The sequence below is a fragment of the Pseudomonas sp. FeS53a genome, assembly GCF_000931385.1.
GTDB classification, from domain to species: Bacteria; Pseudomonadota; Gammaproteobacteria; order Pseudomonadales; family Pseudomonadaceae; genus Metapseudomonas; species Metapseudomonas otitidis.
Genome location: NZ_JYFT01000085.1, coordinates 77,943 through 99,642 on the forward strand (window position 1 = coordinate 77,943; position 21,700 = coordinate 99,642).

Genomic DNA, 21,700 nt, shown 5'->3' on the forward strand with positions numbered 1-21,700 from the left:
CGGATGGCGGGCTTCTCGTCAGGCGCGGCGCGGGATCACTTCTCGACGAAGGCGCGCTCGATCAGGTAGTCACCCGGCTCACGCATGCGCGGCGATACCTTCAGGCCGAAGCTGTCGAGCACCTGGCTGGTCTCGTCGAGCATGCTCGGGCTGCCGCAGATCATGGCGCGGTCGTCCTGCGGGTTGATCGGCGGCAGGCCGATGTCGCGGAACAGCTTGCCGCTGCGCATCAGGTCGGTCAGGCGGCCCTGGTTCTCGAAGGGCTCGCGGGTGACGGTGGGGTAGTAGATCAGCTTTTCTTTCACCGCCTCGCCGAAGAACTCGTTCTGCGGCAGGTGCTCGGTGATGAACTCGCGGTAGGCCACTTCGTTCACGTAGCGCACGCCGTGCACGAGGATGACCTTCTCGAAGCGCTCGTAGGTCTCCGGGTCCTGGATCACGCTCATGAAGGGCGCGAGGCCGGTGCCGGTGCTCAGCAGGTAGAGGTGCTTGCCCGGGTTCAGGTCATCGAGGACCAGGGTGCCGGTGGGCTTCTTGCTGATGATGATCTCGTCGCCTTCCTTCAGGTGCTGCAGCTGGGAGGTCAGCGGGCCGTCCGGCACCTTGATGCTGAAGAACTCCAGATGCTCTTCCCAGTTCGGGCTGGCGATGGAATAGGCGCGCATGAGCGGACGGCCGTTGGGCTGCTGCAGGCCGATCATGACGAACTGGCCGTTCTCGAAGCGCAGGCCCGGGTCGCGGGTGCACTTGAAGCTGAACAGCGTGTCGTTCCAGTGATGAACGCTGAGGACGCGCTCGGAGTTGAAGTTGCTCATGTTTCCGGAAGCTCCGAAGAGGGAATGTCGCCAGCGCCGCTTGGGCGCAATTGCGCGGCATTGTAGTGATCGCCACAATATCTGTTAACTGGATTATCAAGATATAGGTTATCGGTTATATCGATATGCGTTTCACACTCCGTCAATTGCAGGTTTTCGTCAGCGTCGCCCAGCAAGGCAGCGTCTCTCGCGCAGCCGAATCGCTGTCCCTTTCACAATCGGCGGCCAGCACCTCGCTGACCGAGCTGGAGCGGCAGTCTGGCTGCCAGTTGTTCGACCGTGTCGGCAAGCGCCTCAGCCTCAATGCGCTGGGCCACCAGTTGCTGCCCCAGGCGGTCGCCCTGCTGGATCAGGCCCGGGAGATCGAGGACCTGCTCAACGGCAAAAGCGGCTTCGGTTCGTTGGCGGTGGGCGCCACCCTGACGGTGGGCAACTACCTGGCGACCCTGCTGATCGGCAGCTTCATGCAACGCCACCCGGAGTGCCAGGTGAGCCTGCACGTGCAGAACACGGCGAATATCGTCCAGCAGATCGCCCACTACGAACTTGATCTGGGTCTAATCGAAGGCGATTGCCAGCACCCGGACATCGAGGTCCTGCCTTGGGTGGAGGACGAACTGGTGGTGTTCTGCGCCCCCGGCCATCGCCTGGCCCAGCAGCAGCCGGTGAGCCTGGACGAGCTGTGCCGGGAGGCGTGGATCCTCCGCGAGCAGGGCTCCGGCACGCGCCTGACCTTCGACCAGGCCATGCGTCATCACCCGGTGCCACTGAACATCCGCCTGGAGCTGGAGCACACCGAAGCGATCAAGCGCGCGGTGGAGTCGGGATTGGGCATCAGCTGCATCTCGCGCCTGGCGCTGCGCGATGCCTTCCGCCGGGGCAGCCTGGTGCCGCTGGAAACCCCGGGGATCGACCTGCGTCGGCAGTTCTATTTCATCTGGCACCGGCAGAAGTACCAGACGGCGGCCATGCGCGAGTTCCTCGAACAGTGCCGCGAACTCACGGTGGGGGTACGGCGCAGCGACGAGATCGTGCTGCCCGAGATCCCCTGATCAACCCAGCAGGATGGTGGCCCAGACCGAACCGATGAGCGTCAGGGCGACGAACTGGGCGGCGCTGCCCATGTCCTTGGCGTTCTTGGACAGCGGGTGGCGGTCCAGGGAGATGCGGTCGATGGCCGCCTCCACCGCCGAGTTGAGCAGCTCGACGATCAGGGCCAGCAGGCACACGCCGATCATCAGCGCCCGCTCGCCGCGGCTGACATCGAAGAAGAACGCCACCGGAATCAGCACGACGTTGAGCAGCACCAGCTGGCGGAACGCGGCTTCACCGGTGAAGGCGGCACGCAGGCCATCGAAGGAATAGCCGGCGGCGTTGAGGATACGTTTGAGGCCGGTCTGGCCTTTGAATGGCGACATGGGAAGGCTGGCTGTTTGAAAGGAGCGCGCAGCCTAGCGCGGCGCGTCTAAAATTTGCGTGAAAAGGCCGGCGTCAGGCTGGCGGAATCGATTCCATCTGTTGCAGCAGCAAGGCGGCCTGGGTACGGGTCCGCACGCCGAGCTTGCGGAAGATGGCGGTGACGTGGGCCTTCACCGTGGCCTCGGACACATTCAGCTCGAAGGCGATCTGCTTGTTCAGCAGGCCTTCGCAGACCATGGTCAGCACGCGGAACTGCTGGGGCGTGAGGCTGGCCAGGCCGGCACTGGCGGCACGGGCCTCGTCGGATACGACCACCGCCTCGTCTGCTTGCGGCGGCCACCAGGCATCGCCATCGAGCACGGCACGCACGGCCGACTGGATGACTTCGAGCGGGCTGGACTTGGGAATGAAGCCGCTGGCACCGAACTCCCGCGCCCGCACCACGACCGATGCCTCCTCCTGGGCGGAGATCATCACCACCGGGATCTGCGGGTACTGGCCACGCAACAGCACCAGGCCGGAGAAGCCGTAGGCGCCGGGCATGTTCAGGTCCAGCAGGACCAGGTCCCAGTCACTCTTCTGCGCCAGGCGCTCCTCGAGTTCGGCAATGCTGGCCACTTCCACCAGACTCACATCCTGGCCCAGCCCCAGGGTCAGAGCCTGGTGCAGGGCGCTGCGAAACAGCGGGTGATCGTCGGCGATGAGGATGTCGTAAGCGGCCATCGAGGGGTCCTTTTCTGGCGGGCCCCACCACCCTGGCGGCGATTGGAGGGCCCTGGCGGCTAATGGGCGGCCGTGGAGCGGCGCCCAGCATGCCGACCCTCGGCGGGGTGGTCAAGCGGCCATCTTTGCGTCAGAGTCTTGGCCTTTTGACTGCCGAGAAGTCCCATGCGAAGCCAAGCCCTGCGCGCCGACATCCTGATGCTGATCACCGCCGCCATCTGGGGCGCTGCGTTCGTGGCACAACGGCTCGGCATGGATGCCATCGGCCCCTTCCTCTATACCGGCCTGCGCTTCGGACTCGGTGCCCTGGTGCTGCTGCCGCTGCTCTACCTGCTGCCACGTGGCGAACACCATGAGCCGATGAACCGGGGCCTGCTGCTGGGCGGTGTGCTGATGGGGCTGGCCCTGTCCCTGGGTATCAACCTGCAGCAGGTGGGCCTGCTGTTCACCAGCGTGACCAACTCCGGCTTCATCACCGGCCTGTACGTGATCATCGTGCCGCTGCTGGGGCTGTTGCTGGGCCATCGCACCGGCATGGGCACCTGGATCGGCGCGCTGCTGGCGGTGGGCGGCATGTTCCTGCTCAGCGTCGGTGACAACTTCCAGGTGGCGCGCGGCGACTGGCTGCAACTGGCGGGTGCGGTGGTCTGGGGTGTGCACGTGCTGCTGGTGGGGTTCTTCGCCAGCCGCCACGACCCGGTGCGACTGGCCATCCTGCAGTTCATCACCTGCGCGGTGATCAGCCTGGCCCTGGCCCTGGTGCTGGAAGACATCCGCCTGGACGCCATCGTCTCGGCCGGCCCGGCCATCCTCTATGGCGGGGTGATCGCCGTGGCCATCGGCTACACCCTGCAGGTGGTGGCGCAGAAGCACGCGATTGCGTCCCACGCGGCCATCATCCTTTCCCTGGAGGCGGTGTTCGCCGCCATCGCCGGCGCCCTCATGCTCAGTGAGTCCCTGCATGCGCGGGGCTACCTGGGCTGTGCGCTGATGTTCGTCGGCATGCTGGTGGCGCAGCTCTGGCCGCAGCGCCACGAGGCTCAGAGGTAAGGGCGCAGCGCCTGGTGCGCCGGGCTCTCCAGGTCCAGCGGCAGGGCATGCTTGGCGCCCAGGTAACGTTCGGTGAACAGGTCCAGGTACGCATCCAGCGCGCCAGCGGCCTGTGAGTCACCGCCCAGTTCCAGGCACAGCGCGGCCACCTCGGCCGTGCACAGGTGCTCGTCACGCTTGGAGCGGCGCAGGCGGTAGCGGGAGATCTGCTCCGGGCGCAGGCTCAGCACCGGGAAACGGTCCAGGTACGGGCTCTTGCGGAACATCTTGCGAGCCTCCGTCCAGGTTGCATCCAGCAGGATGAACAGCGGTCGCTTGCCTGGCTCGACCGCCACCTCCTCCACCACCCGCTCCGGCTCGGCGTATTCCCCCGGGAACACCACGTACGGCTGCCACTGGGGATCGTTCAGCAGGGCCTCGGCTGCCGGGTCGAGGGCGATCCGCGACCATTCGAAGGCGGCGGTATCGGCCACCACGTCGGCGATCAGCCAGCCGGTGTTGCTCGGTTTGAGCGGCTCCGAGTAGTACATGAACAGGCACATCCCGGCGTTGGCCGGCACCTGCGGACGCTGGTCGCAGAAGCAGTAGGCGGGAATCACCCGGCAACGCGGACAGCGGGGGGCGCGGGAGCCGCGGGCAACGAACGGGCGGGTGGCGCGGGCCAGGCATTCGGCGCGCAAGCGGAAGACGGCGTGGGTCATGGAAGGCGGGAAACCAGGGCTGTGCGGAAACGGCGCGCAGTGTACCCCCGCCCGGTCATCGATGGGCAGCGGGCCGGACGAGCCGTTGCCCACTGCCCATCGCCCCACTCAGAAGGTGTGGTTGAGGGCCAGCCCGATGAAGTGGATCTGGGTCTTGTACTCGCCCTTGTAGTTGCCCCCGTTGCCGGTGCAACGCTGGCCGCTGTCGACGTAGAGACCGCCGCTGCCGGGGACCCAGCCTGCGGGGGAGCAGTTGTCGGCGTAGTCCATCTTGCCGGTGTCGAACTGCACGAAGCTGTAGGCCAGGTCCACCGAGGTGTCCTTGAACAGCTGGTAGTTGGCGCCGAACGACAGCCAGTAGCGATCCGCGTCGGGGAAGCCGGGGTGGCGCGTGCTGGCGCCGCTAACCGGGCTCTTGTCGTAGGCGATGCCGGTGCGCAGCAGCAGGTCGTCGCTGTACTGGTAGTTCATCCCCAGGGAGATCTTGTAGGTGTCGTTCCAGTCCTGGCGGACGTTGAGGTCGCCCTCGGTGACGCCGTTGAAGTAGGGGTAGCCGGCAACCTGGTCCAGGCCGACGCCGATGGTGCCGAGCCGGGAGTGGCGGGTCCAGGTGACGTCGGCCATCAGCGCGACCTTGTCGTTGAGCTGGTGGAAGGCGTTGATGGAGAGCGACTCGGGGGTGTCGATGGAGGTGCTGGCCTTGGAGTTGGGGTGCAGGCGGGTGGCGGCGAAATCCCCCGGGTTGACCCAGTTGGCCGGGTCCAGCACCAGTTCGAGCTGGTCCTTGGGCGGCAGGGTGATCACACCCAGGTCGATGCCGCCGCTGAGGTCCGCGGTCGGCGAGGGCACGGCGCCCTGGACATCGGCGAAGCTCCACTTCGACTCGCCCTTGAGGGTGTGCTTGATGTGGGAGCGGTAGGCGATGCCGAAGCGGGTCGACTCGGTGGGCTCCCAGAGGTAGCCGATGTTCCAGCCGAAGCCCCAGTCGTCGCCCTTGGCGCGGAAGTAGCCGTCGCCCTGCACGTTATCGGCGAAGTTGGAGGCCACGCAGTCGACGAAGGCATCGCCGCTCTGGCCATTACAGCGGGTGATTTCCTCCGGCACGCTGACGCCGTAGAGCAATGGGATCGCGGCCTGGCCGAGGGGCGAGGCGGCCAGCTCGGTGACCTGCTGGTTGGCCGCGACGAACTGCCCGGCCAACTGGCGGGACGCGCCCTTCACATCCGCCGCCCCACGCTGGACCGACTTGATGTACTGGGCCGAGACGCCGAAGCCGATGCTGTGATGCTCGTTGAAGCGGTAGGCGATGCTGGGGTTGAAGTTGACCGTCTCCAGGCTGGCCGACTGGATGCCGTAGCGGCCGCTCCAGTCCTCCTCGTAGTCGAGCTTGGCGCCGTAGGGCACGAAGATGCCGAGGCCGACGGTGACCTGGTCGTTGATCTGCCGGGAAAAGTAGAAATTCGGCGCCGCAGCGGCATCCGGCAGGTAGGAGCCGGCATCACCGTCACCGCTGCCGGTGGGGTTGCCGAAAACGTCGGTGCTGCCCTTGTCCTCGTATTCGCCACGGGGGATGAGGAGGCTCATGCCGGTGGTCATCTGGGTGCCCTTGAGGCGCGCCAGGCCCGCGGGGTTGTAGAAGATCACCGAGGGGTCGGCTGCCTCGGCACCATTGGCGTGGGCGGTGCCCTGGGCGGACACCGACTGGGATCCGAAGTGGTAGCCCGAGGCCAATGCAGGGGCGTGGAAGGCAAGCACGAGGCTGCCGCCGCAGAATGCGGTCAGCCAGCCGGCAGGACGAGTTGTTGTCATTGTTCTCGACTCCGAACTGTAGCGGCGGGGAACATGGCCCCGCCCTTTGTTTTCAATGACCCGCACGCAAGGCCTGGGGTGGCCGGGTCATTCCTCACTGGACACCGGAAGGCATCACGGGTTTTGGGACAGTTCGTGTTTTGCCGTCGATCCCCATCCTTAAGTCGAGGTGGGCCCTGCCTCGTGGTCATCTGCCGGTAACAGCACGCAGCCACGACGCAGGGGCCAAGCGAAGCGGCAACCGGGCCCGCGCCCCTTGTGACGGGGTTCGTTCAGGTAGGGCGGGTTGTTACGCATGACCACAGGCTGGCAGGCCGCCAGCACCGGGGGACCGCTCGTCGGCACGGTCCCGCGTTGGGAACGCCGACGGACCTTGATCTGCGGGCGGCGCTTGTTCAGGATGCGCGCACCAGGCTCCCGGGCCATGAACACTCGGCCGCAGCCAGAGTCAAAGGCTGCCCCACCCTCGGAGATTCGTATGCAACGCCTAACCCTCGCCGCCCTCGTCCTTCTCGCGCCCATCGCCGTGCAGGCGGCCTCGCTCAAGGATTTCGAGCTGACCAAGATGCTGGAGAAAGTGGCTGAGGAGAGCAGCGTCGGCACGCCCCGCGCCATCAACGAGGACATCCTTGACCAGGGCTACACGGTGGAGGGTACGGAGCTGATCAACCACCTCAGCGTCCGCCCCGCCCACGCCGCCCAGATGCGTGCCAACCCCGACTCGGTGCGCGCCCAGCTGGCCAACAGCGTGTGCCGCAACAACGGCTACCGCCAGTTGCTGGCCCGTGGCGCGGCGCTGCGCTACGCCTTCACCGAGTACAAGAGCAATCGCCCGGTCACCAACGAACGCTTCATTGCCAGCGACTGCGGCCTGAAGGCCTCCACGGCCAAGTAACACGGCCCTCCCCTCCTGCCTGCGGCTGCCGGCCCCCGTGTCCTACAGGTGGCTGGGGTCGAGGCTGCGTCTTGCGGCTGGAAAAGCCCGAGGCACTCGCGCAAGCTGTCCCAGCGTCCTGCATCCGGGTCGAATGCCCCGTTGGCAGGGCTCTGGCGCGCCCACCCCGGGCGTGCCGTGCAGTTGCTGAGCAAGGAGAACGCTATGCCTTTCGAACCGGATGACTACCTCTCCCGGCACTTCCAGACCAGCGGGATCGACCTGGCGCAAAAGGTCGACGAACTGGTCGGGCTGGTGGTTCCGCACGAAAGCCCCAACCTGTCCCTCTACCGCGAGATGGTGACCACCGTGGTGCGTATGGCCCAGGCGGATCGCAACCGCTGGGACGCCAAGATCATGCTGCAGACCCTGCGCGAGATGGAGCACGCCTTCAGCGTCCTCGAGCAGTTCAAGCGCCGTCGCAAGGTCACCGTGTTCGGTTCCGCACGCACGCCCGTGGAGCACCCGCTGTACGACCTGGCCCGCCAGTTGGGCGAGGCCATCTCCCGGCTCGACATGATGGTCATTACCGGTGCCGGGGGCGGCATCATGGCCGCCGCCCACGAAGGCGCCGGGCAGGAGAACAGCCTGGGCCTGAACATCACCCTGCCCTTCGAACAACGCGCGAACGCCACGGTGGCGGGCACCGACCACCTGCTGTCGTTCCACTTCTTCTTCATCCGCAAGCTGTTCTTCGTCAAGGAAGCCGATGCCCTGGTGCTGTGCCCGGGGGGCTTCGGCACGCTGGACGAGGCCCTCGAAGTGCTCACCCTGATCCAGACCGGCAAGAGCCCGCTGGTGCCGGTGGTACTGCTGGACGAGCCCGGCGGCAGCTACTGGAAGGATGCGCTGGACTTCCTGCACCGCCATCTGGAACTGAACCGCTACATCCTGCCCAGCGATCTGCGCCTGGTTCGGCTGGTGCACAGCGCGGAAGACGCGGCCATGGAGATCGCCCGCTTCTACGGCAACTTCCACTCCAGCCGCTGGCTGAAGAGCGACTTCGTCATTCGCATGAACCACCCGCTGACGGAGTCGGCCCTTCACACCCTGCACGAAGAATTCAAAGGCCTGTGCCTGCAGGGCGGCTTCGAACAGCGCCCCTACTGCGAGCCTGAGCGGGACGAGCCGGAGTTCTGCCACCTCATCCGCCTGGCGTTCCGCTTCAACGGCCGCGACCACGGGCGTCTGCGGGAGCTGGTGGATTTCATCAACCTGCCGGAACACTGGGTGCGCTGACGCCCAATGAAAAAGCCCTGCCAGGTACGCCTGGCAGGGCTTTTCAGTACGTACAACACCTCAATCGTCCAGCGACGAGCCTCTCAGCAAGCGGCTGATCATCTCCATCGAATACCCCCGGTAGGCCAGGTAGCGCCCTTGCTTGGCGCGCTCCTTGGCGTCGAGGGGCAATCGCGCGAACTTGCGCGTCCAGGTTTCACGCAGGTGCGCGCCCCAATCGATATCGGCTTCACGCAAAGCCGCCTCGATGGCCGGACGGGGCAAGCCACGCTGGGCCAGGTCTTCACGGATACGCGCAGGCCCGTGACCGGAGCGGGCACGGCTGGCAATGAAGCTTTCGAGGTAGCGGGATTCATCGAGAAGGCCCTCGTCGGCAAGCCGGTCGAGGGCACTTTCGATCAGTTCAGGCGGGGCGCCGCGCTGACGCAGCTTGCGCGTCAGCTCGACGCGACCGTGCTCGCGCATCGCCAGCAGGTCCATCGCGGCCCGCCGCACGGCGGCGGGGCTGTCGAGCACGACGGGCACGGGATCAGGCGTCAGCGTCGGCTTCAGCGGCTTCTTCGGCGGTGGGGACGAAGTCCTGCTTGCCGTTGTTGCGGTTCAGCAATTGCTCGCGGATCAGCTTCTCGATCGCCTTGCCGGTTTCCGGGTTGTCCTCAAGGTACTTGGCGGCATTGGCCTTGCCCTGGCCGATCTTGTTGCCCTGGTAGCTGTACCAGGCGCCGGACTTCTCGAGGATGCCCTGCTGCACACCGAGGTCGATGACTTCGCCGCTGCGGTAGATGCCCTTGCCGTAGAGGATCTGGAACTCGGCCTGGCGGAACGGCGGGGAAACCTTGTTCTTGACGACCTTGACGCGGGTCTCGCTGCCCACCACTTCCTCGCCTTCCTTCACCGCGCCGATACGGCGGATGTCCAGGCGGACGGAGGCGTAGAACTTGAGCGCGTTACCACCGGTGGTGGTTTCCGGGCTGCCGAACATGACGCCGATCTTCATGCGGATCTGGTTGATGAAGATGACCAGGCAGTTGGCGTTCTTGATGTTGCCAGTGATCTTGCGCAGGGCCTGGGACATCAGGCGGGCCTGCAGGCCGACGTGGGAGTCGCCCATCTCGCCTTCGATCTCGGCCTTGGGCACCAGGGCGGCAACGGAGTCGACGATGATCACGTCGACCGCGTTGGAACGCACCAGCATGTCGGTGATTTCCAGGGCCTGCTCGCCGGTGTCGGGCTGGGAAACCAGCAGGTCATCGACGTTGACGCCCAGCTTGCCGGCGTAGTCCGGGTCCAGCGCGTGCTCGGCGTCGACGAAGGCGCAGGTGGCCCCCATGCGCTGGGCTTCGGCGATCACGGACAGGGTCAGGGTGGTCTTGCCCGAGGATTCCGGGCCGTAGATCTCGACGATACGCCCCTTGGGCAGGCCGCCGATGCCGAGGGCGATGTCCAGCCCCAGGGAGCCGGTGGAAATGGCCGGGATGGCCTGGCGCTCATGGTCGCCCATGCGCATGACCGCGCCTTTGCCGAACTGCTTCTCGATCTGGCCCAGGGCAGCCGCCAAAGCACGCTTCTTGTTCTCGTCCATTGAAGTCCTCGCTCATCAAGAGGGCCTGACGGCCACCAACAACTGTATAAGTAGACAGTATTATTTCACAGGAAACTTTCGCTCGCCTACCCCTCGAACGGTTTTTCTCCTGCAGCTAGTCGGATGACACCGTGGAGGGCCGTTTCCACCGTTTGCCGACGCACCTGCTGGCGGTCGCCCACGAACTGGTAGCGACGACTGTGGCGCGCGTCTCCGTCGGCCCAGGCGATCCAGACGGTACCGACCGGCTTCTCGGGCGAGCCCCCATCAGGCCCCGCAACGCCGCTGACTGCGACGGCGAATCGCGCGCCACTGTGGGCTTGTGCGCCTTCAACCATGGCCAGGACCACCTCGCGGCTGACCGCACCGACCTGGCTGAACAGGGCTTCCGGTACACCCAGTTGCGCCGTCTTCTGGGCATTGGAATAGGTGACATAGCCGGCTTCGAACCAGGCGGAGCTGCCCGGGATACGGGTGATCGCTTCGGCGATGCCACCTCCGGTGCAGGACTCCGCCGTGGTGACCTGCGCTTTTATGGCCGCCAGGGCCTTGCCAAGGCGGGCGGCAAGTTCGGTCAGGGAGAGATCGGTGTCGGGCATGTGCAACTCCGGGGTTAAAGCAGGCAAGCCGGATACCGTACACTAGCGCCCTTCCCATGCAAGACCGGGCATCGGTTCATGGCAATCGGAATGCCCGGCCCCACCTTCAGAATCGCGAAGCACCGATGGCCAAAGATACCCAGGACCTTTCCGAACACACGCCCATGATGGCTCAGTACTGGAGGCTGAAGAACCAGCATCCGGACCAGCTGATGTTCTACCGCATGGGCGACTTCTACGAGATTTTCTACGAAGACGCGAAGAAGGCGGCCAAGCTGCTGGACATCACCCTGACCGCGCGCGGGCAGTCGGCCGGCAAGGCGATTCCCATGGCAGGCATCCCCTTCCACTCCGTGGAGGGCTACCTGGCGAAGCTGGTCAAGCTCGGTGAGTCGGTGGTCATCTGCGAGCAGATCGGCGACCCGGCCACCAGCAAGGGTCCGGTCGAACGCCAGGTCGTTCGGATCATCACCCCGGGTACCGTCAGCGATGAGGCCCTGCTGGACGAGCGTCGCGACAACCTGCTCGGCGCCGTGCTGGGTGACGAGCGCCTGTTCGGCCTGGCCGTGCTGGACATCACCAGTGGCCGCTTCGCCGTGCAGGAAATCAAGGGCTGGGAAAACCTCCTGGCCGAGCTCGAGCGCCTCAACCCGGCCGAACTGCTCATCCCCGACGACTGGCCGCAGGGGCTGCCGGCGGAGAAGCGTCGGGGCGTGCGCCGCCGCGCGCCCTGGGACTTCGACCGGGATTCGGCGAAGAAGAGCCTGTGCCAGCAGTTCGGCGTACAGGACCTCAAGGGCTTCGGTTGCGAGAACCTGACCTTGGCGATCGGCGCGGCAGGCTGCTTGCTGGCGTACGCCAAGGAGACCCAGCGTACCGCCCTGCCCCACCTGCGCAGCCTGCGCCATGACCGCCTCGACGATACGGTGATCCTCGACGGCGCGAGCCGTCGCAACCTGGAACTGGACGTCAACCTTTCGGGCGGGCGGGACAACACCCTGCAATCCGTCGTCGACCGCTGCCAGACCGCCATGGGCAGCCGGCTGCTTGGGCGCTGGCTGAACCGTCCGTTGCGTGACCGGGCTGTGCTGGAAGCACGCCAGGACTCCATCACCGCGCTGCTGGACGGCTACCGCTATGAAGGGCTGCAACCGCAGCTGAAGGAGATCGGCGACGTCGAACGGATCCTCGCCCGTATCGGCCTGCGTAACGCCCGCCCCCGCGACCTGGCTCGCCTGCGCGACGCCCTGACCGCGCTGCCGGCCCTGCAGGACGCCATGAGCGGTCTGGATATCCCTCACCTCCAGACCCTGGCCGGCAGCATCCGCACCTATCCGGAGCTGGCCGACCTGCTCACGCGCGCCATCATCGACAACCCGCCGGCGGTCATCCGCGATGGCGGCGTGATCAAGACCGGATACGACACGGAACTGGACGAGCTTCAGGCGCTCAGCGAGAACGCCGGCCAGTACCTGATGGATCTGGAAGCCCGGGAGAAGGCCCGAACCGGGCTGCCGAACCTCAAGGTCGGCTACAACCGCATCCACGGCTACTACATCGAACTGCCACGGGTGCAGGCCGAGCAGGCACCTGCCGACTACATCCGGAGGCAGACGCTGAAGGGTGCCGAGCGCTTCATCACCCCGGAACTCAAGGCCTTCGAGGATAAGGCGCTGTCGGCCAAGAGTCGCGCCCTTGCGCGCGAGAAGATGCTCTACGAAGCCCTGCTGGAACTGCTGATCGAGCAGCTCGCGCCTCTGCAGGACACCGCAGCCGCGCTGGCCGAACTGGACGTGCTGAGCAACCTGGCCGAGCGTGCACTCAACCTCGACCTGAACCGCCCCCGCTTCGTCGACGAGCCCTGCCTGCGCATCACCCAGGGCCGCCACCCGGTGGTGGAGCAGGTGTTGGAAACCCCCTTTGTCGCGAACGACCTGACCCTGGATGACAGCACGCGGATGCTGATCATCACCGGACCGAACATGGGTGGTAAGTCGACCTATATGCGCCAGACGGCCCTGATCGTGCTGCTGGCCCATATCGGCAGCTTCGTGCCGGCAGCACGGTGCGAGCTTTCCATGGTGGATCGCATCTTCACCCGCATCGGCTCCAGCGACGACCTGGCGGGCGGGCGCTCGACCTTCATGGTGGAAATGAGCGAAACCGCGAACATCCTCCACAACGCTACGGACCGCAGCCTGGTGCTGATGGACGAAGTAGGCCGCGGGACCAGCACCTTCGACGGCCTCTCACTGGCCTGGGCGGCTGCCGAGCACTTGGCCAAGCTGCGTGCCTACACCCTGTTCGCCACCCACTATTTCGAACTCACGGTGCTGCCGGAAAGCGAGCCGGTGGTGGCTAACGTGCACCTGAACGCTACCGAGCACAATGAGCGGATCGTCTTCCTGCACCATGTTCTGCCAGGCCCTGCCAGCCAGAGCTATGGGTTGGCGGTGGCGCAACTGGCGGGCGTCCCGGGTGGCGTGATCCAGCGCGCTCGCGAGCACCTGGCACGGCTGGAAACCACCAGCCTGCCCCACGAATTGCTCCAGGCAGCGCCAGGGAAACCCGCGCCACCGATGCAGAGCGACCTGTTCGCCAGCCTGCCCCACCCCGTGCTGGAGGACCTGGCCAAGGCCGATCCGGACAACCTCACGCCCCGGCAGGCACTTGATCTGCTTTATGCACTGAAATCACGAATCTAACGCCGAGGCAAACAAGCTGTTAGAATCCCGCGCGCTCTGGACGAGCTTCGGTCGCCAGCCTGAGCCGGGATAGCCGATCCAGAGCAGGAAGCCCATGAAGTCGGGCTTCCATGCCGCCGCTTGAGGAGAGAATCAGAATGACCTTCGTCGTCACCGACAACTGCATCAAATGCAAATACACCGACTGCGTGGAAGTCTGTCCGGTAGACTGCTTCTACGAAGGCCCGAACTTCCTGGTGATCCACCCGGACGAGTGCATCGACTGCGCGTTGTGCGAACCCGAGTGCCCCGCACAAGCCATCTTCTCCGAGGATGAAGTACCGGAGGACATGCAGGAGTTCATCGAACTGAACCGCGACCTGGCGGAAGTCTGGCCGAACATCACCGAGAAGAAAGAAGCCCTCTCTGATGCCGAAGAGTGGGACGGTGTGAAAGGCAAGCTCCAGCATCTGGAGCGCTGAAAAGCACCAAAAGAAAAGGCCCGCCAAAGCGGGCCTTTTTTCATTTCTTGCGGGCAAAAAAAGGGGCGGTTGCCCGCCCACTCTTTTGTCCCTATCCCTTTGTTTCCCAATCATCATCCTGATGAACCGCATCCTGCGGCGTTCCTGGCAGAAATCCGTCTCTGCCTGCAACCATTCCGTGTCGCGTGGAAGTGATATTAACGGCTTCCTCGAACGGGACAAGCTCACGCCATGGAGCTGGAGAACAATGCCCTCGCTTTTTATCTCAAAAAAATATTCTTTAATTTCAATTAGATAGAAAAAAGAGAAACCTAAAAACCCCGTTCACGTCGCGCTCTTTACACACTTCACTTACGCCACATGTAAGCGATAGCTTACAAAAGCTCTATCACTTCGGCCGGACACTTGCTGAGACCCCTCAATAAAAAACCCGGCCGAAGCCGGGTTCTCAAGGGCAGCTCGCCTTATTGGAAAAGTGCGTCGCTGGAAAGCCCATTCTTTTCAAGGATTTCACGCAGGCGCTTCAGGGCCTCAACCTGAATCTGGCGCACGCGCTCTCGGGTGAGGCCAATCTCCTGGCCTACCTCTTCCAAGGTGCAACTCTCATGGCCACGCAGACCGAACCTGCGCACCACTACCTCCCGCTGCTTGTCCGTCAGGTCGGAGAGCCACTGGTCGATGCTCTGGGACAGATCATCGTCCTGCAGAAGCTCGCAGGGGTCGGTAGGGCGGTCGTCGGTCAGTGTATCCAAGAGGGTCTTATCGGAGTCTGGACCAAGGGAAACGTCAACCGAAGTCACCCGCTCGTTCAGGCCGAGCATGCGCTTGACCTCTTCGACAGGCTTCTCCAGCAGGTTGGCGATCTCTTCGGCCGATGGTTCGTGGTCGAGTTTCTGGGTCAGCTCACGAGCCGCACGCAAATAGACGTTCAGTTCCTTGACCACGTGGATCGGCAGCCGGATGGTCCGGGTCTGGTTCATGATCGCGCGTTCAATGGTCTGACGTATCCACCAGGTGGCGTAGGTGGAAAAACGGAAGCCACGCTCGGGATCGAACTTCTCAACCGCCCTGATCAAACCGAGGTTGCCCTCTTCGATCAGGTCCAGCAGTGAGAGACCGCGATTGACATAGCGTCGGGCGATCTTGACCACCAGCCGGAGGTTGCTTTCGATCATGCGCTTGCGTCCGGCGGGGTCGCCCCGCTGGGCCAGTCGCGCAAAGTGGACTTCTTCTTCTGGAGTAAGGAGAGGGGAAAAGCCGATTTCGTTGAGATAAAGCTGGGTCGCGTCCAATGCGCGGGTGTAGTCGATGTACTTGTGTTGCTTGGGTGAGTTCGACTGCCTCGAACGCGTGCCAGACGAAGTTGCCTCGGGCTCCTCGGTCAGCACGTCATCCACGATGCCCGGCTCAAGAATGAGCAGGTCGTCATCGACATCAAACTCCGGCGCTTCTTTGTTGAGTGCCATTGTTGTTGTCCCTTGCTGAGTTCGACAACAAGCCCTGGCGATACCATTTCCCTGGCTACGCCTGAGCCCGTCCAACCTACGAGGACGACGGGCTGAACAACGATCAGCGAGGCGGCAGATATTGCAGCGGATCTACAGGCTTGCCCTGGCGGCGAATCTCAAAGTGCAGCTTCACCCGGTCGGTACCTGTGGAGCCCATTTCTGCAATGGTCTGGCCAACCTTGACCTGCTGTCCCTCCCGAACCAGCAACCTGCGGTTGTGACCATAGGCGCTCACGTAGGTATCGCTGTGCTTGATGATCACCAGTTCACCGTAGCCCCGTAATCCACTTCCGGCATACACAACGGAACCATCAGACGCAGCTAAGACAGGCTGGCCTAATTCCCCGCCTATATCAATGCCTTTATTCAAACTTCCGTTTGAGGAGAATCGGGCAATCAACGGACCGCCCGCCGGCCAGGCCCAACCTCCCGCAGGGCGCCCGGCTGGCGGGGCTGGAGGGGGCTGGGAGACACCCGGAGCAGGCTGCGGCCTGGAAGTGGCCGGCGGCGTCTTGGTAGTCGAAGACGGCGGAACCGGTCGGGTCGACGGCGACGTCGTAGGAGCCGTTGCCACAGTACGAGTGGGAGTTGAGCCGGTCTGGCCGTCGAAACGGATGACCTGGCCCGGGCGGATTACGTAGGGAGCCGGAATGCTGTTGCGTGCCGCAAGGGCCTTCCAGTCCCAGCCGAAACGGAACGCAATGGAATAGAGGGTATCGCCCCGCTGGACACGGTACTGCCCGGAGGTGGTCGGCTGTCGCTGCGTGCCGGAGGCCGACGGGTTGTTCCGGTCCACGACCTGGACACCACCCTTGGGCGAGCTGGCGCACCCCGCCACCAACCAGGCGATGACGACCATCGCTGCCAGTGCACGCATGCTTCCAGTGCTAATCCCCTGCCGAATGGCCAGGCTCATTCCCGTCCCCTTTCCCTACGTCCCAAGGTCATGCTTATTGTTGCCAATTATATCTGAGGGGCACGTTATCCACTGCGCACCGCGGCGCAAGACTACGCCCGGCCACCAGCCAATCAGAGAGCCGACTGGCCTTGCAGGTTCCCTGCTGGCCGCATCAGGCCAGCGGACCGCTCAGCAAGGGTACGAACCGCACCGCATCAAGGATGTGCCGGGAGAAACCGTTTTCCTCGCGGACGATCAGCATCAATTGCTGGACGTCCCCTGCCCCAACCGGAATCACCAGCCGCCCACCCGGTGCCAATTGGTCCAGCAGCGCTTGCGGAACTTCGGCGGCAGCCGCCGTGACGATGATGCCGTTATAGGGTGCCAGTGCAGGCCAGCCTTCCCAGCCATCGCCCCAGCGGAAAACCACGTTGCGCAGGTTCAGCTCGGCCAGACGCTCCTTCGCACGATCCTGCAGTGCCTGGATCCGCTCGACGGAGAACACCCGCTCCACCACCTGCGCCAGGATCGCGGTCTGGTAGCCGGAACCGGTGCCGATTTCGAGCACCTTGTCCAAGGGCCCCGCTGCCAGCAGCAGCTCGCTCATGCGCGCCACCATGTAGGGCTGCGAGATCGTCTGGTTGTGGCCGATGGGAAGCGCTGTGTCTTCGTAGGCCCGGTGGGCCAAGGCCTCATCGACGAACAGGTGGCGCGGGGTCCGACGGATGCTTTCCAGCACATGGGCGTTGGACAGCCCTTCCTCATAGAGGCGCTGGATCAGGCGTTCGCGGGTGCGCTGCGAGGTCATGCCGATGCCCCGGCGCAACAGATCATCCTGCTCGCGAGCCATCAGGACAGGCCTCCCAACCAGCTATCCAACGAGTCGAACGCCTGGGTGAAGGTGCGATCGAGCTGGAGCGGGGTGATCGAGACATAGCCCTGCATGACCGCATGGAAATCAGTCCCGGGCCCACCATCCTCCGCGTCCCCGGCGACCGAGATCCAGTAGCCCTCCTTCCCCCTCGGGTTCACCACTTTCACCGGTGCGGCTGCACGAGCGCGATGGCCAAGGCGGGTGAGCTGGATGCCGCGGATATGGTCCAGCGGGAGGTTGGGGATATTCACGTTGAGCACGGTGCGGGGCGGGAGGTCAAGCTGCTCGTGCGCCTCCACCAGCAGGCGGGCGAAATGCGCCGCTGTCGGCAGGTTGTCCGGCTGCCGCGAAAGCAACGAGAAGGCAAAGGCCGGGCGCTCCAAGAAGCGACCCTCCAAGGCAGCAGCCACCGTCCCGGAATAAAGCACGTCATCCCCCAGGTTGGCGCCCAGGTTGATGCCGGAGACCACCATGGCAGGGGCTTCCTCCAGCAACCCGTTCAGGCCGAGGTGCACGCAGTCGGTCGGGGTACCGTTGATGCTGATGTAACCGTTGGCCAAGACCTGCGGATGCAGGGGGCGGTCCAGCGTCAATGCACTGCTGGCGCCGCTCCGGTCCTGGTCGGGCGCGATGACCACACACTCGGCATAACCCTCGAGCGCAGCATGGAGGGCGGCGATACCGGGTGCGTTCACCCCGTCGTCGTTGGAAATCAGAATACGCATGGATTGTCCGTGTGCCCCACCGGCACCAGATCGACAAGCTCGCGCACCACAGCGGTAGCGAAGCATCCGGCCGGCAGGACGAATTCCAGTTGCAGAACGTCAGGCCCGGGATAATGCCACGTAAGTCCCCCGATGGGGAGGCGCAGGATGCGCCGTTCGTGCGCCATGCCCGCCTCGACGAGCCAGTCACGCAGGGCCGGCTCGGCCAGCGCCACGGATTGCTCCAATGCCTGCGTCGAACCGCCGGCCGGCGAGTCACCCTGGCCCCACAGCGGACCGGTGGGATGCAGATCGAGAATCGCCAACCTCGGGTCGGCGCACTCGGCCTCTCCTGCCGGGAAGAAACTCCGGCTGTCGGTAAAGGCCAGGAGATCGCCGACCTGCGCCTGGTTCCAGTTGCCATTGGCCACACGCGCAGCCAGTACCCGGTTGAACAGGTAACTGCGGCCTGCCGAGAGCAAACGGGAGCGCAAGTTGCGTTGCTCGGGCAATACGTGCTGCTCGGCGAAGTGCCGGGCCTGCAGCAGGTTGCCGCCCTCGTGGCCAAAGCGCTGCAGGCCGAAGTAGTTGGGCACGCCGACGGCAGCCAGCGTCTTCAGCCGAGCCTCCAGGGCTGCCGGGTCGGCCTGCAAGGCCGTCAGCCTCAGGGTGAAGCCGTTGGCCGAGTGGGCACCCCGCTGCAGCTTTCGCTTGTGACGGACCTGGCGCAGGATGCGCAGGGTCTCGCCTTCTGCCGAAGCAAGGTCCGGATCGGCCTTGCCCGGCAGGTGCAGGCTGAACCACTGGCGGGTCAGCGCCTGGCGATCCTTCAGGCCGGCGTAGCTGATGGCCCGCTGGGGAACGCCCGCAGCCCGCGCAATACGCCGGGCCGCTTCCTCGGTATTGAGGCCGCGCTTTTCCACCCACAACCACAGGTGTTCACCTTCACCCGCCAGGGGAATGTCCAGCACCTCGTCCACCTGGAAGTCCTCGGCCACCGCCTTGAGGACGGCCTGGCCGAGCGCTTCGCCATGGGCCCGGGGCCCCAGCAGTTCGAGTTCGGTCATAGCGGCAGCAGCAGGGCAACAGCATGGACGGCGATGCCCTCTTCACGCCCGGTGAAACCGAGCTTCTCGGTGGTGGTCGCCTTGACGTTGACCTGGTCGATACCGACCTCAAGGTCAGCCGCAATAGTAGCGCGCATCGCCTCGATGTGCGGCGCCATCTTCGGTGCCTGGGCCACGATGGTGGCGTCGACGTTACCCACCTTCCAGCCCTTGCCCTTCACCTGGGCCAGGACATGGCGGAGCAGCACGCGACTGTCCGCTCCCTTGAACTGCGGGTCGGTGTCCGGGAAGTGCTTGCCGATATCACCGAGTGCCGCCGCGCCGAGCAAGGCGTCGGACAGTGCGTGCAGCACCACGTCGCCGTCGGAATGGGCCACAAGGCCGAACCTATGGGGGATGCGTACCCCGCCGATGGTGATGTGATCACCGTCACCGAAGCGGTGTACGTCGTAACCGTGTCCAATGCGCATGAGAGGAGTGCCCCGTAAGAACAGGGGCGGGATTCTACCCGAAAGCGGAGCGACCGATGGCCGCCCCGCCTAGGTACCGCGTCAGCCCCGCAGGGCCGAAGCGTGATGGCGCAGGTGATCGTCGATGAAGCTGGCGATGAAGTAGTAGCTGTGGTCGTAGCCCGGCTGCAACCGCAGGGTCAGCGGATGGCCACTGGCGCGGGCGGCAGCCTGCAGCGCGTCCGGCTTGAGCTGACCCTCCAGGAAGTCATCGCGGTCGCCCTGGTCAACCAGGATCGGCAGGCGCTCCTGGGCTTCGGCCAGCAGTGCACAGGCATCCCACTCGCGCCAGCGCGAACGGTCATCACCCAGGTAACGGGAGAACGCCTTCTCGCCCCAGGGGCAAGCCATTGGATTGCTGATCGGCGCAAAGGCCGAAACCGACTGGTAGCGCCCAGGGTTCTTCAGCGCGCAGACCAGCGCGCCGTGCCCACCCATGGAGTGCCCCGCGATGCCACGGCGGTCCGAAACCGGGAAGTTGGCCTCCACCAGCGCCGGCAGCTCATGCACCACATAGTCGTACATGCGGTAGTGACGGGCCCAGGGCTCCTGGGTCGCATTGACGTAAAAACCGGCACCCAGGCCGAAATCCCAGGCCTTGTCCGGGTCATCCGGCACACCCTCGCCCCGGGGGCTGGTGTCGGGCGCGACGATGATCAGCCCAAGCTCGGCCGCCAGGCGCTGGGCGCCGGCCTTCTGCATGAAGTTCTCGTCGGTGCAGGTCAGCCCGCTCAGCCAGTAGAGCACGGGCAGCTTCTCGCCCTGTTCCGCCTGGGGCGGCAGGTACACCGCGAACACCATGTCGCAGTTCAGGCAGGTCGAGCGATGGCGGTAGCGCTTGTGCCAGCCACCAAAGCTCTTGTTGCTGGAAACGATCTCGAGGGTCATGGGGGCCTCCGGGTCGTCCTCAGGGCAACGCACAGGCGACAGGCAATCCCTGCCGCCCTGTGCCAGCCGAAAGGGCAGTCAGTAGTGGATGACGGTGCGGATGCTCTTGCCTTCGTGCATCAGGTCGAAGGCCTCGTTGATGCGATCCAGCCCCATGGTGTGGGTGATGAAGGTGTCCAGCGGGATCTCGCCCGACTGGGACTTCTCCACGTAGGTCGGCAGCTCGGTGCGGCCTTTCACCCCACCGAAGGCCGAGCCACGCCACACGCGACCGGTGACCAGCTGGAACGGACGGGTCTTGATTTCGGCACCGGCCGGGGCCACGCCGATGATGACCGACTCTCCCCAGCCCTTGTGGCAGCACTCCAGCGCCGCACGCATCAGGTCGACGTTGCCGACGCACTCGAAGCTGTAGTCCACGCCGCCATCGGTCATCTCGACGATCACGTCCTGGATCGGCTTGGCGTGGTCCTTCGGGTTGACGAAGTCGGTCGCACCCAGCTCGCGGGCCACGTCGAACTTGGAGGGGTTGATATCGATGGCGATGATGCGCGAAGCCTTGGCCATCTTGGCGCCGATGATGGCGGCCAGGCCGATGCCGCCGAGGCCGAAGATGGCGACGGTAGCGCCCTCCTCCACCTTCGCGGTGTTGAGCACGGCGCCGATGCCGGTGGTCACGCCACAACCCAGCAGGCAGACCTTCTCCAGCGGGGCTTCCTTGGGAATCTTCGCCAGGGAGATCTCCGGCAGCACGGTGTACTCGGAGAAGGTCGAGCAGCCCATGTAGTGGTAGATCGGCTGGCCGTTGTAGCTGAAGCGGCTGGTGCCGTCGGGCATCAGGCCCTTGCCCTGGGTCGCACGGACCTTCTGGCACAGGTTGGTCTTGCCGGACTTGCAGAACTTGCACTCGCGACATTCGGCCGTGTAGAGCGGGATCACGTGGTCGCCCACCGCCAGGGAGGTGACGCCTTCGCCCACCGCCTCGACGATGCCGCCGCCTTCGTGGCCGAGGATGCACGGGAACACACCCTCGGAATCCGCGCCCGACAGGGTGTAGGCGTCGGTGTGGCAGACACCGGTGGCGACGATGCGCACCAGGACCTCGCCCGCCTTGGGCGGCGCGACATCGACTTCGACGATCTGCAGGGGTTTGCCAGCCTCGAAGGCAACGGCGGCGCGGGACTTGATCATGGCGCTTCTCCAGCGATGTGAACG

Annotated in this window: 22 protein-coding genes; 6 read left to right on the forward strand and 16 right to left on the reverse strand. The window is 64.9% G+C overall.

Annotated features, from left to right (window positions below; translation table 11 throughout):
• Positions 1–35 precede the first annotated feature (35 nt).
• Positions 36–815, reverse strand: a complete 780-nt coding sequence (gene fpr, locus SZ55_RS26605; RefSeq protein WP_044414260.1) for a ferredoxin-NADP reductase — start codon at positions 813–815, stop codon at positions 36–38.
• Positions 816–940: 125 nt separating this feature from the next.
• Here fpr and SZ55_RS26610 point away from each other — a divergent pair, with 125 nt between their 5' ends.
• Complete coding sequence (locus SZ55_RS26610; protein ID WP_044414263.1) at positions 941–1,867, forward strand: LysR family transcriptional regulator; 927 nt, start codon at positions 941–943, stop codon at positions 1,865–1,867.
• Here the strand turns inward: SZ55_RS26610 and SZ55_RS26615 are convergent, their stop codons facing one another.
• Together SZ55_RS26615 and erdR are read right to left on the reverse strand one after the other, a co-directional pair.
• Positions 1,868–2,233 (reverse strand): diacylglycerol kinase, encoded by a 366-nt coding sequence (locus tag SZ55_RS26615; protein WP_044414266.1) that lies wholly within the window; start codon positions 2,231–2,233, stop codon positions 1,868–1,870. It abuts the gene before it with no gap.
• A gap of 73 nt (positions 2,234–2,306) precedes the next feature.
• A complete protein-coding gene (gene erdR / locus SZ55_RS26620) occupies positions 2,307–2,957 on the reverse strand; it encodes a response regulator transcription factor ErdR (protein ID WP_044414269.1) in 651 nt (216 codons plus the stop codon).
• A 165-nt stretch (positions 2,958–3,122) separates the two neighbouring features.
• Here erdR and SZ55_RS26625 point away from each other — a divergent pair, with 165 nt between their 5' ends.
• Entirely contained in the window at positions 3,123–4,007 is an 885-nt protein-coding gene (locus SZ55_RS26625; protein WP_044414272.1) for a DMT family transporter, read from the forward strand.
• On the opposite strand, the gene SZ55_RS26630 is transcribed toward SZ55_RS26625, so the two are convergent.
• Together SZ55_RS26630 and SZ55_RS26635 are read right to left on the reverse strand one after the other, a co-directional pair.
• Positions 3,998–4,708: a tRNA-uridine aminocarboxypropyltransferase gene (locus SZ55_RS26630; RefSeq protein ID WP_044414274.1), complete on the reverse strand. Its 711-nt coding sequence runs from the start codon at positions 4,706–4,708 to the stop codon at positions 3,998–4,000. The two genes, SZ55_RS26625 and SZ55_RS26630, sit on opposite strands and share 10 nt — an antisense overlap.
• A gap of 108 nt (positions 4,709–4,816) precedes the next feature.
• Positions 4,817–6,517: an OmpP1/FadL family transporter gene (locus tag SZ55_RS26635; protein WP_044414276.1), complete on the reverse strand. Its 1,701-nt coding sequence runs from the start codon at positions 6,515–6,517 to the stop codon at positions 4,817–4,819.
• A 478-nt stretch (positions 6,518–6,995) separates the two neighbouring features.
• Here SZ55_RS26635 and SZ55_RS26640 point away from each other — a divergent pair, with 478 nt between their 5' ends.
• Entirely contained in the window at positions 6,996–7,412 is a 417-nt protein-coding gene (locus tag SZ55_RS26640; RefSeq protein WP_044414279.1) for a quorum-sensing-regulated virulence factor family protein, read from the forward strand.
• A 204-nt stretch (positions 7,413–7,616) separates the two neighbouring features.
• Entirely contained in the window at positions 7,617–8,690 is a 1,074-nt protein-coding gene (locus tag SZ55_RS26645) for an LOG family protein (RefSeq protein ID WP_044414282.1), read from the forward strand.
• A gap of 60 nt (positions 8,691–8,750) precedes the next feature.
• On the opposite strand, the gene recX is transcribed toward SZ55_RS26645, so the two are convergent.
• The 3 genes from recX to SZ55_RS26660 form a co-directional block, all read right to left on the reverse strand.
• Positions 8,751–9,215 (reverse strand): recombination regulator RecX, encoded by a 465-nt coding sequence (gene recX, locus SZ55_RS26650; protein WP_074971922.1) that lies wholly within the window; start codon positions 9,213–9,215, stop codon positions 8,751–8,753.
• 4 nt (positions 9,216–9,219) lie between these two features.
• Positions 9,220–10,272 carry a recombinase RecA gene (gene recA / locus SZ55_RS26655; RefSeq protein WP_044414285.1) on the reverse strand — a complete coding sequence of 351 codons (1,053 nt, stop codon included), beginning with the start codon at positions 10,270–10,272 and terminating at the stop codon, positions 9,220–9,222.
• A gap of 86 nt (positions 10,273–10,358) precedes the next feature.
• A complete protein-coding gene (locus tag SZ55_RS26660; RefSeq protein WP_044414288.1) occupies positions 10,359–10,871 on the reverse strand; it encodes a CinA family protein in 513 nt (170 codons plus the stop codon).
• Positions 10,872–10,996: 125 nt separating this feature from the next.
• Between SZ55_RS26660 and mutS the strand changes: the two genes are divergently transcribed.
• Both mutS and fdxA read left to right on the forward strand, forming a co-directional pair.
• Positions 10,997–13,576 carry a DNA mismatch repair protein MutS gene (gene mutS / locus SZ55_RS26665; protein WP_044414292.1) on the forward strand — a complete coding sequence of 860 codons (2,580 nt, stop codon included), beginning with the start codon at positions 10,997–10,999 and terminating at the stop codon, positions 13,574–13,576.
• 137 nt (positions 13,577–13,713) lie between these two features.
• Positions 13,714–14,037 carry a ferredoxin FdxA gene (fdxA, locus tag SZ55_RS26670; protein WP_044414294.1) on the forward strand — a complete coding sequence of 108 codons (324 nt, stop codon included), beginning with the start codon at positions 13,714–13,716 and terminating at the stop codon, positions 14,035–14,037.
• A gap of 464 nt (positions 14,038–14,501) precedes the next feature.
• Here fdxA and rpoS read toward each other — a convergent pair whose 3' ends face one another.
• From rpoS to SZ55_RS26710, 8 genes are all read right to left on the reverse strand, one after another.
• Positions 14,502–15,503: an RNA polymerase sigma factor RpoS gene (gene rpoS, locus SZ55_RS26675; RefSeq protein WP_044414296.1), complete on the reverse strand. Its 1,002-nt coding sequence runs from the start codon at positions 15,501–15,503 to the stop codon at positions 14,502–14,504.
• Positions 15,504–15,606: 103 nt separating this feature from the next.
• Positions 15,607–16,461, reverse strand: a complete 855-nt coding sequence (locus SZ55_RS26680) for a peptidoglycan DD-metalloendopeptidase family protein (RefSeq protein WP_044414298.1) — start codon at positions 16,459–16,461, stop codon at positions 15,607–15,609.
• 154 nt (positions 16,462–16,615) lie between these two features.
• On the reverse strand, positions 16,616–17,251 hold the full coding sequence (locus SZ55_RS26685; protein ID WP_172435135.1) for a protein-L-isoaspartate(D-aspartate) O-methyltransferase: 636 nt from the start codon (positions 17,249–17,251) through the stop codon (positions 16,616–16,618).
• A 41-nt stretch (positions 17,252–17,292) separates the two neighbouring features.
• On the reverse strand, positions 17,293–18,042 hold the full coding sequence (gene surE / locus SZ55_RS26690) for a 5'/3'-nucleotidase SurE (protein ID WP_044414304.1): 750 nt from the start codon (positions 18,040–18,042) through the stop codon (positions 17,293–17,295).
• Complete coding sequence (truD, locus tag SZ55_RS26695; RefSeq protein WP_044414308.1) at positions 18,030–19,088, reverse strand: tRNA pseudouridine(13) synthase TruD; 1,059 nt, start codon at positions 19,086–19,088, stop codon at positions 18,030–18,032. Before truD ends, surE begins: the two co-directional genes overlap by 13 nt.
• Positions 19,085–19,558 carry a 2-C-methyl-D-erythritol 2,4-cyclodiphosphate synthase gene (ispF, locus tag SZ55_RS26700; RefSeq protein ID WP_044414311.1) on the reverse strand — a complete coding sequence of 158 codons (474 nt, stop codon included), beginning with the start codon at positions 19,556–19,558 and terminating at the stop codon, positions 19,085–19,087. The genes truD and ispF overlap by 4 nt, the downstream gene beginning before the upstream one ends.
• Before the next feature lie 81 nt (positions 19,559–19,639).
• Positions 19,640–20,485 carry an S-formylglutathione hydrolase gene (gene fghA / locus SZ55_RS26705; RefSeq protein WP_044414314.1) on the reverse strand — a complete coding sequence of 282 codons (846 nt, stop codon included), beginning with the start codon at positions 20,483–20,485 and terminating at the stop codon, positions 19,640–19,642.
• Positions 20,486–20,563: 78 nt separating this feature from the next.
• A complete protein-coding gene (locus SZ55_RS26710) occupies positions 20,564–21,676 on the reverse strand; it encodes an S-(hydroxymethyl)glutathione dehydrogenase/class III alcohol dehydrogenase (protein ID WP_044414315.1) in 1,113 nt (370 codons plus the stop codon).
• Positions 21,677–21,700: the final 24 nt, after the last annotated feature.

Bases quoted from the DNA above. Each gene is read 5' to 3' on its own strand.
- SZ55_RS26680 (WP_044414298.1), bottom strand. From the start codon at position 16,461: ATGAGCCTGGCCATTCGGCAGGGGATTAGCACTGGAAGCATGCGTGCA.
- rpoS (WP_044414296.1), bottom strand. From the start codon at position 15,503: ATGGCACTCAACAAAGAAGCGCCGGAGTTTGATGTCGATGACGACCTG.
- SZ55_RS26640 (WP_044414279.1), top strand. From the start codon at position 6,996: ATGCAACGCCTAACCCTCGCCGCCCTCGTCCTTCTCGCGCCCATCGCC.
- SZ55_RS26615 (WP_044414266.1), bottom strand. From the start codon at position 2,233: ATGTCGCCATTCAAAGGCCAGACCGGCCTCAAACGTATCCTCAACGCC.
- fpr (WP_044414260.1), bottom strand. From the start codon at position 815: ATGAGCAACTTCAACTCCGAGCGCGTCCTCAGCGTTCATCACTGGAAC.
- SZ55_RS26645 (WP_044414282.1), top strand. From the start codon at position 7,617: ATGCCTTTCGAACCGGATGACTACCTCTCCCGGCACTTCCAGACCAGC.
- SZ55_RS26685 (WP_172435135.1), bottom strand. From the start codon at position 17,251: ATGACCTCGCAGCGCACCCGCGAACGCCTGATCCAGCGCCTCTATGAG.
- mutS (WP_044414292.1), top strand. From the start codon at position 10,997: ATGGCCAAAGATACCCAGGACCTTTCCGAACACACGCCCATGATGGCT.
- erdR (WP_044414269.1), bottom strand. From the start codon at position 2,957: ATGGCCGCTTACGACATCCTCATCGCCGACGATCACCCGCTGTTTCGC.
- truD (WP_044414308.1), bottom strand. From the start codon at position 19,088: ATGACCGAACTCGAACTGCTGGGGCCCCGGGCCCATGGCGAAGCGCTC.
- SZ55_RS26710 (WP_044414315.1), bottom strand. From the start codon at position 21,676: ATGATCAAGTCCCGCGCCGCCGTTGCCTTCGAGGCTGGCAAACCCCTG.
- SZ55_RS26625 (WP_044414272.1), top strand. From the start codon at position 3,123: ATGCGAAGCCAAGCCCTGCGCGCCGACATCCTGATGCTGATCACCGCC.
- surE (WP_044414304.1), bottom strand. From the start codon at position 18,042: ATGCGTATTCTGATTTCCAACGACGACGGGGTGAACGCACCCGGTATC.
- SZ55_RS26635 (WP_044414276.1), bottom strand. From the start codon at position 6,517: ATGACAACAACTCGTCCTGCCGGCTGGCTGACCGCATTCTGCGGCGGC.
- SZ55_RS26610 (WP_044414263.1), top strand. From the start codon at position 941: ATGCGTTTCACACTCCGTCAATTGCAGGTTTTCGTCAGCGTCGCCCAG.
- ispF (WP_044414311.1), bottom strand. From the start codon at position 19,558: ATGCGCATTGGACACGGTTACGACGTACACCGCTTCGGTGACGGTGAT.
- SZ55_RS26660 (WP_044414288.1), bottom strand. From the start codon at position 10,871: ATGCCCGACACCGATCTCTCCCTGACCGAACTTGCCGCCCGCCTTGGC.
- fghA (WP_044414314.1), bottom strand. From the start codon at position 20,485: ATGACCCTCGAGATCGTTTCCAGCAACAAGAGCTTTGGTGGCTGGCAC.
- SZ55_RS26630 (WP_044414274.1), bottom strand. From the start codon at position 4,708: ATGACCCACGCCGTCTTCCGCTTGCGCGCCGAATGCCTGGCCCGCGCC.
- recA (WP_044414285.1), bottom strand. From the start codon at position 10,272: ATGGACGAGAACAAGAAGCGTGCTTTGGCGGCTGCCCTGGGCCAGATC.
- fdxA (WP_044414294.1), top strand. From the start codon at position 13,714: ATGACCTTCGTCGTCACCGACAACTGCATCAAATGCAAATACACCGAC.